The sequence below is a fragment of the Pseudoalteromonas sp. P1-7a genome (assembly GCF_001401855.1).
Classification (GTDB): Bacteria; Pseudomonadota; Gammaproteobacteria; order Enterobacterales; family Alteromonadaceae; genus Pseudoalteromonas.
In genome coordinates this window covers 1-13,749 of the sequence record NZ_LKDU01000051.1, presented here as the reverse complement: position 1 = coordinate 13,749, position 13,749 = coordinate 1, and the positions used below count along the sequence as shown (strand labels likewise).

Here is a 13,749-nt window from a genome sequence, read left to right as displayed (position 1 = left end):
TTGCGATTAAAGCGCGTTGCTTTATCTCGCTAGGGCTGCGCATGTTACGCTTTCCTATTTTTTTGTCAACACTTAATTTTGTTAAACTTTAAAGTTTTTAAAATGAAGTTTTACTCGACTCACTGATTAGCTCGTTCATCGCTATGCGTTGCGCTCTGCCGTCTCAGTGGGGTCGCATTATAGGGAGATCCAAAAACAGATCAACCCTTTTTTTAAGAAAACTTGAAATAAATGACTGTTCGCTGCGTATTTGAGCTAAATACGCTAAAAACACAACATAACTAGCAATTTATTAACATTTAAGCTGTATTAATTGGTTTATACGGTAGGTTTACTAAAATAACTTTAAATACAAACTAGCGCCCCACACGATCGTAAGGATCATTAATGAGAGTGTTACCGCTGCAGATCCCATATCTTTTGCACGCCCCGATAATACATGGCGCTCAGTGCTAACGCGATCAGTGAGCGCTTCTATTGCTGAATTAAGTAGCTCTACAATCAATATGATCAGTAATGTACTTACTAACAAAGCCCAATGTAATACCGATGTAGCTAGCCAAAAAGAAATGGGTAGCAAAATAATGCTAAGTAGCAACTCTTGCCTAAAAGCCGCTTCTTCTATAAAGGCCGCTTTAAAACCAAGGTACGAACAATAGGTCGCTTTAAATATGCGCTTTATACCAAGGCCATTAGGTTTAAATACATCTTTCATTATTAGCTCTATGATTTGTGGTCAAAATAAAGCCCCGCAATTGCGAGGCTTTTTTAATTAAGCAATACCGTATTGATCTCGGTATGCTTTAACTGATGCTAAATGCTCGTCCATTGTACCTTGGCTCTCAAGGTAGCTAATAAGATCAGCTAATTTTACAATAGAGATCACTTTGGTATTAAAGTCGCGCTCAACTTCTTGAATAGCTGAAAGCTCAGCTTTACCTTTTTCTTGGCGATCGAGTGCTATTAGTACACCACTTAGGTCTGCGCCGTTATCGGCAATGATTTCCATTGATTCACGAATCGCAGTACCTGCGGTGATCACATCATCCACCAGCATAATTTTGCCCGTTAATGCAGAGCCTACTAATGTACCACCCTCACCATGTGCTTTTTTCTCTTTGCGGTTAAAGCAATAAGGTACATCTTTATCATGGTGATCTGCCAGCGCTACTGCGGTAGTGGTTGCAATAGGAATACCTTTATAAGCTGGGCCAAATAAAACGTCGTATTCTATTGCGGCGTCTTCAAGGGCTGATGCATAAAAACGACCCAAACGTGCTAAATCACGTCCTGTATTAAAAAGGCCAGCATTAAAAAAGTATGGGCTTGTACGACCTGATTTAAGGGTAAATTCACCAAATTTTAAAACCTGCTTTTCTAAAGCAAATTCAATAAACTCTTTTTGATAATCTTTCATTGGGGTACTCGCTTATGCTAACGCTTGTTTTTGTACGTCGATGATTTCACGAATCGAATGCTTAGCTAATGTAAGTAGCTCATCTAATTCGTCGAACGAGAATGGTTCACCCTCTGCGGTACCCTGCACTTCAATAATTTTGCCTGTTTCAGTTAAAATTACATTCATATCGGTTTCGGCTTCAGAATCTTCAAGGTATTCTAAATCAGTAATTGGCTGGCCTTTATAAATACCTACCGAAATAGCAGCAATCATGTGCTTAAGTGGGTTTGAGTTGATCATCCCTTTAGCGCGCATGTGGGTAAGTGCATCAACTAAAGCAACACAGGCACCGCTTATAGAAGCTGTACGTGTTCCGCCGTCGGCTTGAATTACGTCACAGTCAATTGTAATGGTGTTTTCGCCAAGCGCTTTTAAATCTACTGCAGCTCTTAATGCACGAGCGATTAAACGTTGAATTTCCATTGTACGACCGCCTTGCTTACCACGCGAAGCTTCACGTGCATTACGCGTATGTGTTGAGCGCGGTAACATACCATATTCAGCGTTGATCCAACCTTTACCTTGACCTTTCATAAAACGTGGCACACCTGCTTCAACCGTTGCAGTACAAAGTACTTTGGTATTACCAAACTCAACAAGTACTGAGCCTTCTGCGTGTAATGTGTAATTACGGGTAAATGATACCGGTCTAATTTGGTTAGGTGTTCTTTCGCTTGGACGCATTGACGATCCCCTTAATTCTGAATTTGCGACATTATAAGTGCATGTGCGGGTAGATGCCATGCTGATTGTAAAATATTCAGCGTAATAAATTTTCTCTAGAGGTTAAGCAGTGTTACGGTATAATCATCGCAATATTGTATTAATAAATTTTAGGAACTTATCCATGATCCACAGTATGACTGCTTATGCGCGTCGCGAAATTAAAGGCGATTGGGGCACTGGCACCTGGGAAATTCGTTCAGTAAACCAGCGCTACCTTGAAACGTTTATTCGCGCACCAGAGCAATTTCGTGGTATGGAGCCGGTAATTCGTGAGCGTTTACGTAAAAATTTGCAACGCGGCAAAGTTGAAGTATTTTTAAAGTTTGTTGCAAACCCTGCTCACGTGGGTGAGCTATCAATTAATGAGTCACTTGCTGAGCAACTAATAAATAGTGCTAAATGGGTGCAGCAACAAAGCAATGGTGATATTAACCCTGTTGATATACTGCGCTGGCCTGGCGTAATGGAAGCACAAGAGCTCGATTTAGATACTGTAAATAAAGCACTTATAGCGGGCTTTGACCAAGTAGTTGAAGATTTTAAATCAGCCCGTAGCGATGAAGGCGCAAATTTAGAAGAAATGATTGCCACTCGCCTTAATGCCATACTTGAGCAAGTTACCGTAGTAGAAAGTCACTTACCAGAAATAGCAAAGTGGCAGCGTGAAAAGCTTAATCAAAAGCTTGAAGACTTAAAAACTGATATTGACGAATCTCGTCTAGAGCAAGAACTTATTTACCTAGCGCAAAAGCAAGATGTTGCCGAAGAACTAGACCGCTTAAAATCGCACGTTAAAGAAACTAAAAAAATTCTTAATAAAGGTGGTGCATGTGGCCGCCGTTTAGATTTTATGATGCAAGAGTTTAACCGCGAAGCAAACACCCTAGCCTCTAAGTCTATTAATAGTGACATTACTAATGCGGCCGTGGAGCTAAAAGTGCTTATTGAGCAGATGAGAGAGCAAATTCAAAATATAGAGTAATCGTACTTGTGTGCTACTTACTTGAGCACAATTAGCTAAATAAAGTACAATAGCGTAATTAAAGGCTTGGATTATTGATTTAGTCCAAGCCTGTTTATTTTAAGTAGAGAAAAACATGGCTCAAACTCGCGGAAACTTATTTATTCTATCGGCGCCTTCTGGCGCGGGTAAATCTAGCTTAATCACGGCGTTATTAAAAAAACATGCAGATATGAAAGTATCGGTATCGCATACCACTCGAAGCCCTCGTCCCGGTGAAGAAAATGCGGTGCATTATCACTTTGTAAGTGCGGATGAATTTAAATCATTAATTGCCAAAGATGATTTTTTTGAATGGGCGCAAGTATTTGATAATTACTACGGTACTTCAAAGCAGGCTATTGAGTCGCAGTTAAATGCAGGTATTGATGTATTTTTAGATATTGACTGGCAAGGTGCGCAGCAAGTGCGCGAAATTATGCCAAGCGTACAAACAATTTTTATATTGCCCCCTTCTAAAGCAGAGCTTGAACAGCGCTTAAATAACCGAGGCCAAGATTCTGCCGAAGTCATCGCAGGGCGTATGGCCAAAGCGCAATCAGAAACATCGCACTACAATGAATATGATTATGTTGTGGTTAACGATGATTTTGAAACCGCCCTTAGCAATATTGAAACGATCGTGTTAGCGCAGCGCTTAACGCTAAAAGCCCAAGCTAGTCGTCATCACGATTTAATTACAAACTTACTTAAATAAGCCATTTATGCCCTTTACAGGGAAAACTGGTAAAAATTAACCACTGGCTATTGGCGAAACAAGCTGCTTGCAGTAAACTACGCCTTTGCTTTTAAATTATTTTGGAGTGCTGAGATGGCTCGCGTAACAGTTGAAGATGCAGTAGATGCAATTGGTAATCGTTTTGACTTAATTTTAGTTGCGGCTCGTCGTGCCCGCCAAATTGCTGTTGGTGGTAAAGACCCACTAGTAGACGCTGAAAATGACAAACCAACCGTTATCGCTCTGCGTGAAATCGAAAAAGGTTTAGTTGACAGTTCATCAATGGACGTTATTGACCGTGAAGAACAACAACACCAAGAAGCAGCTGAATTAGCTGCGGTTGCTGCTATTGTTGGCGGTAATCAATAATCAACCACCCGGTTTGATTTAGTCAACGGCTCAGTATTTCTACTCTAGCCGTTGGCAATCCCCTCTTTTCATCGTATATTCTATTACTTACCGTTACTTATTGCTTCACAAGAACATTGGAGTGTGAATGTATCTTTTTGAAGGTCTTAAAAAGAAAATATCTGAATACTTGCCTGCTGCTGAAGTAGAGCTAGTGCAAAAAGCCTACGTGGTAGCCCGAGAGGCTCACGAGGGGCAAACTCGCTCAAGCGGCGAGCCGTACATTACTCACCCTGTTGAAGTAACCCAAATTCTTGCTGGCATGCACCTTGACCATGAAACACTTATGGCCGCGTTAATGCATGACGTTATTGAAGATACCGACTTTAGCCAGCAAGACTTAGCCGAAATATTTGGTGATACGGTTGCCGAACTTGTTGAAGGAGTAAGTAAGCTCGATAAGCTCAGCTTTAAAGACAAAAAAGAATTCCAAGCTGAAAACTACCGAAAGATGATCATGGCTATGACCCAAGACATTCGGGTTATTTTAATTAAACTGGCCGATCGTACTCACAATATGCGTACATTAGGGGCTCTGCGCCCTGATAAGCGCCGTCGTATTGCCCGTGAAACACTTGAAATTTACGCACCTATTGCAAACCGTTTAGGTATTCACGATATTAAAAATGAGCTAGAAGATTTAGGTTTTCAGGCTTTATACCCTATGCGCCATCGCGCACTTAAATCTGAAGTGGCAAAAGCGCGAGGCAATCGCAAAGAAGTTATTTCTAACATTCAAACCGAAATAGAAGCACGCCTTGAAGAATCGGGAATTAAAGCTACGGTTTCTGGGCGCGAAAAACACCTTTATAGCATTTATAAAAAAATGCTGAATAAAGAGCTGCTTTTTAATGAGGTAATGGATATTTACGCCTTTAGAATAAACGTAGATGCAATGGATACCTGCTATCGCGTGTTAGGTGTTGCACATAACCTGTATAAACCTATCGAAACGCGCTTTAAAGATTATATTGCCGTACCTAAAACAAATGGTTATCAGTCTTTGCATACCTCATTAGTGGGCCCACACGGTATTCCGGTAGAGATCCAAGTACGTACCCACGATATGGATCATATGGCCGATAAAGGGGTTGCTGCGCACTGGATGTATAAAAAAGCCGGTGATGGTGCAGGTAATACCGCGCAGCAACGTGCTCGCCAATGGATGCAAAGCTTGCTAGAGCTTCAACAAAGTGCCGGCTCATCATTCGAATTTGTCGAGAACGTTAAAACTGAGCTATTCCCAGAAGAAATATACGTATTTACCCCCGATGGCCGCATTGTAGAGCTACCAATGGGCGCTACCGCGGTTGATTTTGCTTACGCAGTGCATACTGATGTAGGTAATACTTGTGTAGGGGCAAGAGTAAACCGTAAACCTTACCCGCTAAGCAAAGCCTTAGATACTGGGCAAAGTGTGGAAATTATAACCAGCTCGGGAGCACACCCTAATGCAACATGGTTAAACTTTATAGTTACAGGTAAAGCCCGTTTAGGGATAAGAAACTACCTTAAGAGCCAACACCAAGAAGAAGCATTGTTATTAGGCCGCCGCTTACTCGATTCTGCCTTGGGTGAAAATAAGCTCGACAGCATCGCCGATGAAAACATAGCCCGCGTACTCGAAGAGCACGAACTATCTACAGTATTAGAATTACTGGTAGAAATAGGCGCAGGTAACTTAATGAGCGTATTAATCGCTAAACGCTTATTACAAGAAGAAAGCGACGACTTGTCAGATATTAGCAAACAAGCCAAAGCAACCATTATTGGTACCGAAGGCATGTTGGTTAATTATTCTAAGTGTTGCCGACCTGTACCTGGGGATGCCATCACTGCGCATATTAGCCAAGGTAAAGGGCTTACGGTTCATCGCCAAGAATGTAAAAATATTCGCGGCTGGGAAAACGAACGCTCAAAATACCTAGTTGTAAAATGGGATGACAATCCAGAAAAAGAATATATAGCTGCGCTACGAGTGGAAATAATTAACCACCAAGGGGCTTTGGCTAAACTCACAAATGTTGTTGCTACAACCCAAGCCAACATTGTTGAGATCACGACCGACGAAAAAGAAAGTAATTTATATGTGATAGACTTGGGCGTTACCGTTAAAAACCGCGTCCATGTTGCTAATATTATGCGCCGCATTCGCGTGATGTCTGATGTGCAAAGAGTCTATCGTAAAAAGTAAAATAGGAAACTCATGAATAAAGCATTTATTTCTACCGAAAAAGCACCTGCTGCTATCGGCACTTATAGCCAAGCGGTTAAAGTAGGTACTGCCGTTTATTTATCTGGACAAATTCCACTTGTCCCAGAAACAATGGAAATGGTTTCAGAAGACTTTAGCGAACAAACACATCAAGTATTTAAAAACATTACAGCGGTGTGCGAAGAAGCAGGCGGCAAAATCCAAGATCTTGTTAAAATTAATATCTACCTAACAGACTTATCTAACTTTGCCACTGTGAATGAAGTAATGAGCCAATATTTCAAGCAGCCTTATCCTGCACGTGCAGCACTAGGTGTACGTGCGCTTCCAAAAGGCGCACAAGTTGAAATTGATGGCATTATGGAACTTCCTTCAACTAACTAACAAATACAGAGCTATAAACCCCCTTTATAGCTCTATTTTCTTCAGCTCAGCTTTGTTTATCTCCCTTTCTTGACTCACATGAAAATATCTAGCACTCTGTAATCATGCAATAAAATCAATCTTAACTTTAGTAGTAGAAAAGGATTAACTAGTGTTTAAGCTTGCCAATAACGGGAACGTATTACTTGATGTAAGTAAACACGCTCCACCTAGCGCCGCTTTTATAATTGATGCACTTGAGAAGTCGACGTTTTGCGAATGCAAAATTGACCACGAGGCTATTGATAATTTTTTTAAAGCGCAAAATAATGAGCCAACCTTGGTTGTAGCAAGTAAACACGATGCATCGCTTGTGGTAACGTTAAGTGAAGATAAAATGCAAGCCATAGGCGAGCTTACTTTAGCCTATGGTGGTAAGGTACTTTCGTTAGAAGAGGGTAAAAAACAACTCATAAAAGCAGGGGTTGTACGTGGCTACAAACAAGCTTTTTTAGAGCAGCTTTTAGATAAACAATTTAACTTACCCCCTGGAACCGTAGCAAAAGGGATTCTAGCCAAGGGCCGTTTGCCAGCTGAGGGCACTGCAACAAAATTTGTCGCTATGGTAGAAACCCTCAAAGATCGCCTAAAAACACCTAAGATGATGGAAGATGGCAGTGTAGATATGCGCGACTTTGGTAAGCTTGCGAGCGTAGAGCCTGGTACTGTTCTGATTCGCCAACAACCTGCTACCCCCGGTAAAGAAGGGTTCACTGTAGTAGGTGACATACTCCCCGCTAAACCTGGCGAAAATAAAAAGTTAGTAGCAGGCGAAGGCGCCGAAATATCAAAAACAAATCCGCTTGAGCTTGTTTCTACAACGGCGGGTGTTCCGGTAGAAATACCTAACGGTATGCGAGTTGATGATATTTTTACCATTTCTGATGTAGATGTTAAGAGCGGCCATATTGATTTTGAAGGCAGTGTTATTGTGTCTAAAAACATTGATCCAGGTATGCGCGTAACGGCTAAAGGCGACATTACGGTTTTTGGCACAGTTGAATCTGGCGAATTATCGGCCGGCGGAAACATCACTGTAAAACAAGGTATTATTGGCCATCAAAAGCTCGAAGATAAAACACTATCGTGCACTATAAAAAGTGACGGAGATGTTCATGTTTCTCATGCACAATATTGCTATATTCAAGGCAAAAACATTTTTATAGACCGCCAAGCCAGCCATTGTACTATTAAAGCAAAACACTTATTACAAGTTGGCCAAACAGAGTTACCCAAAGGGAAAATTTTTGGTGGAGAGATTCTCGATGCAACTGTATTAATAGCTGGCGAAATAGGTAATGAATCAGGTGCTAAAATGGCAATTAATTTAGCCGCATCAGGTGCTGAAATAACGGCCGACACAGATAACTGCTTTAAAGACTTAGCAAAAACAGATGAGCAGCTTGATACCCTTCAAGCAGCACTAGAAAAAGCAGATAAAGTAAAAGATATAGAAAAGAAAAATCTGCTCATTAAAAAAATTGGCGCAACACAGCAGCATTACTGCCAACAAGCAGAGCTGCTAGAAAAAAAGTTATCTAGCCTAGATCATGAACTACACGACCTACTTAGCGATGCAAACCTTGTTGTTAATACATCATTACACTCAGGAGTAGAGATCCATATTTTTGATAAAGTATTAAAAACTACCCGCAACTACCCGCCTTGCAATATAAACTTACAAAACAATAAAGTAGAAATAAACTTTAAAACACATTAGGGCGCATTTAGCGCCCTTTATAATTTACAGTAAGCCGCTTACCGTATCGTGCGTTTGCTTTGGCCATACACCTACTTGCACTTGTCCAATATGCTGCTTTTGCAGTAATAACATTGCTAAGCGCGATTGCCCTATGCCGCCGCCAATTGTTTGTGGAAATGCCTCTTCTAATAACGATTTATGCCAATCAAAAGCGAGACGTTCTTCATCGCCTGTTATGCTCAATTGCGCTTTTAATACATCGGGGCTTACACGAATACCCATAGATGATATTTCAAAGGCATCTTCTAACACGGGGTTCCACACTAAAATATCGCCATTTAATCCTGTGTATCCGTCAACCGTTTGGGTAGACCAATCATCGTAATCTGGAGCGCGTACATCATGGATTTTGCCATCACCTAACACACCACCAATACCAATTAAAAATACCGCACCGTACTCTTGTGCAATGGCTTTTTCGCGTTGCTTTGCGCTAAAGTCGGGGTACATTTTGCGTAACTGCTCACTGTGAATAAAGGTAATTTCACTGGGTAAAAATGGCGCAATACCAAAGCTTTCACTTACAAACTGTTCTGTTTGCTTAATGCCAGTGTAAATGGCTTTAACTGTCTCTTGTAACGTAGAAAGCGTACGCTCAGTACGTTGGCAAATTACCTTCTCCCAGTCCCATTGATCAACATAAACAGAGTGTATTGGGCTTAATGAGTCTTCATCTGGGCGCAACGCTTTCATTTGCGTATAAATACCTTCACCTGCAGAAAAGCCGTAAGTAGCGAGCGTTTTACGTTTCCATTTAGCAAGCGAATGAACAACTTCATAGCTGCTATCGGTAATTGCTTTTACGTTAACAGCAACTGCATTTTCGTGACCACTCAAGTTATCTTGTGTGCCATCACCTACTTTGGCCAAAATAGGAGCCTGAACTTCAACTAATCCGAGTTGCTGCTCTAATTGCTGTGAAAAAAACTGCTTAACTTTACTTATTTGCTGCTGTTGCTGCACATAGTGTGAACTCATAATAAATGGCCTCATTCCCAGTTATTGTTACTTGCTTATTAATGAAAAAACACCTTGCGGGCGCCTTTAATGAAGTTACTGTAACGATTTAAACTTTTAATTCAATAACCAATAATAAAAATAGCTTTAATATGCAAAATCGATTAATTTAAACGGTATAAAAATGAAGATTCACTAATTTAAGTAAGCAAAAATAATGGAAAATTATCAAATCGATAATCTCGATAAACAGATACTTCACGCTCTAATGGCCAACGCCCGCACAGCCTACGCTGAATTAGCCAAACGGTTTGCTGTAAGTGCCGGCACAATTCACGTGCGTGTGGAGAAAATGAAACAAGCAGGTATTATCACCGGCACCCAATTAAGCATTAGTACAAAGCAACTTGGTTACGATGTATGTTGCTTTATTGGTATTAACTTAAATAATGCACGCGACTACCCAGAAACACTAATTAAACTAGAAGCACTAGAAGAAGTAGTTGAAGCGTATTACACCACGGGTAACTACAGCATTTTTATCAAAGTTATGGCTAAATCTATAGACCACTTACAAGATGTATTGATTAATAAAATACAAGCGATAGAAGCAATTCAATCAACCGAAACCCTTATTTCATTGCAAAATCCAATTAGCCGCACAGTAATGCCTTAATAGATAAAATTACGTATAATTATCAAAAAAGAGGATCACCATGCAGCAAAATCGCTACCAACGAATAAAAGACGTACTATCTCGTCGCCAAACAGACTTAACGGTCTGTCTAGAAGACGTACACAAACATCATAATCTGTCAGCTATTGTAAGAAGTGCTGATGCAGTAGGTTGTCATCATGTACACGCGGTATGGCCAGAAAACCAAAAATGGTTGACCAATAATACCTCTGGCGGCAGTAAAAACTGGCTAGAAACACACCTTCATAAAAATATTGATGATGCTGCCACAATGATGCGAATGCACAACCCAGATGTACAAATATTAGCAACACACTTGAGCGAAGATGCAGTAGATTTTAGAGAAATAGATTACACAAAACCCACGGCTATAATTGTAGGCCAAGAAAAAACGGGGATTTCTGAGCAAGCATTAAAGCACGCAGATCAAAATATTATTATACCTATGCAAGGTATGGTGCAATCCCTAAATGTATCGGTAGCGGCTGCACTTATTTTATTTGAAGCACAACATCAACGAGAAAAGGCAGGGCTATATAAGCGCGATATGCTAAGTGAAGAGGTTAAACACCCTATGTATTTTGAAGGCTATCACCCAGTAATTGCAAAACAATGTAGATTAAAAAACCTACCTTACCCACCACTTGATGAAGAAGGCGAAATAGTCGCTAACGAGCAATTTTGGCACGCTTTAAAACATGCTTGATGCTTAGCAAACCTGTGAGTACACTTAACTTATTCACAAATAAACAGATTTGAGCCCACATTGCCTAAACCTAGCTTAAGCCAGTACCCTATTACAGAACTTAAAGGGGTCGGTCCAAAAATGGCCGAGCGCCTACAAAAGCTAGGTATAGCTACCGTGCAAGATATGCTCTTTCATTTGCCTTTACGCTATGAAGATCGTACCCGTATCTATGCTATTAACGATGTTACTTTACACAGCCACTGCACCGTTGAGGCAACAATAGAAACAAGCCAAGTGACCTTTGGCAAACGTCGCATGTTAGTTGTGCAAATAAACGATGGTACAGCTAGGCTTACTTTACGATTTTTTAATTTTACTGCTGCGCAAAAAAATGCGTTTATCAGTGGGAAAATAATTCGCTGTTTTGGTGAGATTAGACGCGGGCGCGTTGGGCTTGAAATGAGCCACCCAGAATACAGTATCAGCGATACACCCAATGAACAGCCAACAGCAACAACTCTCACACCGGTTTATTCAACAACCGAAGGGCTAAAGCAATTATCGATTAGGGGCTTAAGCGAGCAAGCAATAAACTTACTGCACAAGTACTCAGTAGAAGAACTTATTCCTGAAAAATGGCAACCTTCACATATGCAATTGCGTGATGCTTTACTGTTACTTCATCGTCCACCTAATGACGTAGATGTAACTTCACTTGAGCAAGGGACTCATCCAGCGCAGCAACGCTTAGTGTTTGAAGAGCTACTTGCACAAAACTTAAGCTTGTTAAAAGTACGCGAGCAAGGGCAGCAAGTAAGTGCAGTTACCCTAAGCCCTACAAATACATTAGAAAGTCAATTTTTAGCGCAACTCCCTTTTGCGCCGACCAAAGCACAGAATAGAGTAGTAGCCGAAATTAAAGGGGATTTACAGCACCCCTACCCCATGATGCGATTAGTACAAGGTGATGTAGGCTCAGGTAAAACACTGGTTGCAGCATTAAGTGCATTAACAGCAATAGCACAAGGTTTCCAAGCTGCACTAATGGCACCCACAGAAATTCTCTCCGAGCAACACGGGATAAATTTCAAGCAATGGTTTGAAAGCTTAGGAATTAACGTTGCATGGCTTGGTGGAAAAACTAAAGGCAAGGAGCGTACTAGTACACTTGAAAAAATAGCCTCAGGGGAAGCACAAATGATAGTGGGAACGCATGCCCTATTTCAAGACGAGGTAAAGTTCAATAATTTAGTATTGGTTATCATAGATGAACAACACCGCTTTGGTGTTCATCAACGCCTCTCACTCCGAGAAAAAGGAAAGTTTGGTAATTGTTACCCTCATCAGTTAGTCATGACTGCAACCCCCATTCCGCGTACATTGGCTATGACGGCCTATGCCGATTTAGAAACCTCCGTGATAGATGAGCTCCCTCCCGGTAGAACGCCAATTACCACTGTGGCCATTCCTGATACGCGCCGAGACGATATAATAAACCGTGTTAAGCTTGCCTGCAATGAACAAGGTAGGCAGGTTTATTGGGTGTGTACTCTCATTGACGAATCAGAAGTCCTACAATGCCAAGCAGCAGAAGATAGCGCATTACAATTAAAAGAGGCCTTGCCAGAACTTAATGTAGGACTTGTCCATGGCCGCATGAAAGCCACTGAGAAACAAGCCATTATGAGCGAGTTCAAAGCTGGCAATATTCACGTACTTGTTGCAACAACTGTAATAGAAGTCGGTGTAGACGTACCTAATGCCAGTTTAATTATCATAGAAAACCCTGAACGCTTAGGATTAGCACAATTACACCAATTACGCGGACGCGTAGGACGAGGGGCCACCGCTTCCCATTGCGTACTGTTGTATCACGCCCCTTTATCTCATACTGCTCAAAAGCGTTTAGGTGTATTAAGGGACAGTAATGATGGCTTTGTCATCGCAGAGCGCGATCTCGAAATACGTGGCCCAGGCGAAGTACTCGGCACTAAACAAACTGGCTTAGCCGAATTTAAAATAGCGGACCTTACTCGCGACAAACACACTCTTAATCAAGTAAGACCTATTGCACAGCAAATGCTAAAGCAAAATCCCGACCTTATAAACCCCTTAATTCATCGCTGGCTCGGCAATAAATCTAATTACGCTCAGGCTTAATTATCCTAAAACACTTACGATTTATCTTTAGCTTGTTTTACTAATGGTAAAAGACCTCCTAAGTCCCTGCGAAATAAGTATCTGATTATTACTCTATCCCTTGGTTTAGATAGGGGTGTATTGTGGGCGCATTTCATTATTATGCATACATAAAAAAGCCGCTTCATTTCTGAAGCGGCTTTCTCGTATTTGGAGCCTGGCGATATCGAGGAGCCGACAGCAGTGGAGAGCCACTAACAGATGCTGCCTATCATCGCTTAATGTGTTGGATAACTAAAACACTGTTCACAAAGAGGCGCTGCGCTTAAGAGACGCTCCGCTTTAGAGAAGGAAATGCTGGATATAACTTTTCTGCAGACGTAAAAACCCATCACATTGCTGTACTCGTATTTGGAGCCAGGCGATGTCGTGGTGCCCACAGCGGTAGAGAGTCACATAGCAAAGTACTCTTAATGTTTTCTAATGGGATTCACTGGGCACTGAGGTGGTCGTCGCGTTCTTTTACCCGTGGGTTT

At 41.3% G+C, this 13,749-nt stretch carries 13 protein-coding genes; 9 read left to right on the top strand and 4 right to left on the bottom strand.

Features of this window, described 5'->3' with window-relative positions:
• Positions 1-334 precede the first annotated feature (334 nt).
• Genes AN389_RS18855 through rph form a run of 3 tightly spaced genes read right to left on the bottom strand, consistent with a single transcriptional unit; the run spans position 335 to position 2,143 of the window.
• The gene (locus AN389_RS18855) at positions 335-715 is read right to left on the bottom strand and encodes a diacylglycerol kinase (protein ID WP_055016861.1); all 381 of its coding nucleotides are present in this window, start codon (positions 713-715) and stop codon (positions 335-337) included.
• Between the two features lie 57 nt (positions 716-772).
• On the bottom strand, positions 773-1,417 hold the full coding sequence (pyrE, locus tag AN389_RS18850; RefSeq protein WP_004588247.1) for an orotate phosphoribosyltransferase: 645 nt from the start codon (positions 1,415-1,417) through the stop codon (positions 773-775).
• A gap of 12 nt (positions 1,418-1,429) precedes the next feature.
• Complete coding sequence (gene rph, locus AN389_RS18845; protein ID WP_055016862.1) at positions 1,430-2,143, bottom strand: ribonuclease PH; 714 nt, start codon at positions 2,141-2,143, stop codon at positions 1,430-1,432.
• 163 nt (positions 2,144-2,306) lie between these two features.
• On the opposite strand from rph, the gene AN389_RS18840 reads away from it, so the two are divergent.
• The 6 genes from AN389_RS18840 (at position 2,307) to AN389_RS18815 (ending at position 8,690) form a co-directional block, all read left to right on the top strand.
• Positions 2,307-3,167 (top strand): YicC/YloC family endoribonuclease, encoded by an 861-nt coding sequence (locus AN389_RS18840; RefSeq protein ID WP_055016863.1) that lies wholly within the window; start codon positions 2,307-2,309, stop codon positions 3,165-3,167.
• Positions 3,168-3,282: 115 nt separating this feature from the next.
• Positions 3,283-3,903, top strand: coding sequence for a guanylate kinase (gene gmk, locus AN389_RS18835; protein WP_055016864.1), 621 nt, complete (start codon positions 3,283-3,285; stop codon positions 3,901-3,903).
• Between the two features lie 114 nt (positions 3,904-4,017).
• Positions 4,018-4,293, top strand: coding sequence for a DNA-directed RNA polymerase subunit omega (rpoZ, locus tag AN389_RS18830; RefSeq protein ID WP_004588253.1), 276 nt, complete (start codon positions 4,018-4,020; stop codon positions 4,291-4,293).
• Positions 4,294-4,420: 127 nt separating this feature from the next.
• Positions 4,421-6,526 (top strand): bifunctional GTP diphosphokinase/guanosine-3',5'-bis pyrophosphate 3'-pyrophosphohydrolase, encoded by a 2,106-nt coding sequence (spoT, locus tag AN389_RS18825; RefSeq protein WP_055020459.1) that lies wholly within the window; start codon positions 4,421-4,423, stop codon positions 6,524-6,526.
• A 12-nt stretch (positions 6,527-6,538) separates the two neighbouring features.
• On the top strand, positions 6,539-6,931 hold the full coding sequence (locus tag AN389_RS18820) for a RidA family protein (protein WP_004588255.1): 393 nt from the start codon (positions 6,539-6,541) through the stop codon (positions 6,929-6,931).
• A gap of 151 nt (positions 6,932-7,082) precedes the next feature.
• Entirely contained in the window at positions 7,083-8,690 is a 1,608-nt protein-coding gene (locus AN389_RS18815; RefSeq protein WP_055020458.1) for a DUF342 domain-containing protein, read from the top strand.
• Between the two features lie 24 nt (positions 8,691-8,714).
• On the opposite strand, the gene asnA is transcribed toward AN389_RS18815, so the two are convergent.
• Entirely contained in the window at positions 8,715-9,710 is a 996-nt protein-coding gene (gene asnA, locus AN389_RS18810; protein WP_055020457.1) for an aspartate--ammonia ligase, read from the bottom strand.
• 196 nt (positions 9,711-9,906) lie between these two features.
• Here asnA and asnC point away from each other — a divergent pair, with 196 nt between their 5' ends.
• From asnC to recG, 3 genes are read left to right on the top strand one after another with little or no spacing between them, the layout of a single operon-like run.
• Positions 9,907-10,365 (top strand): transcriptional regulator AsnC, encoded by a 459-nt coding sequence (asnC, locus tag AN389_RS18805; protein WP_004588258.1) that lies wholly within the window; start codon positions 9,907-9,909, stop codon positions 10,363-10,365.
• Between the two features lie 40 nt (positions 10,366-10,405).
• Entirely contained in the window at positions 10,406-11,092 is a 687-nt protein-coding gene (gene trmH / locus AN389_RS18800; RefSeq protein ID WP_055016867.1) for a tRNA (guanosine(18)-2'-O)-methyltransferase TrmH, read from the top strand.
• A gap of 60 nt (positions 11,093-11,152) precedes the next feature.
• Positions 11,153-13,234 carry an ATP-dependent DNA helicase RecG gene (recG, locus tag AN389_RS18795; RefSeq protein ID WP_055016868.1) on the top strand — a complete coding sequence of 694 codons (2,082 nt, stop codon included), beginning with the start codon at positions 11,153-11,155 and terminating at the stop codon, positions 13,232-13,234.
• Positions 13,235-13,749 lie beyond the last annotated feature (515 nt).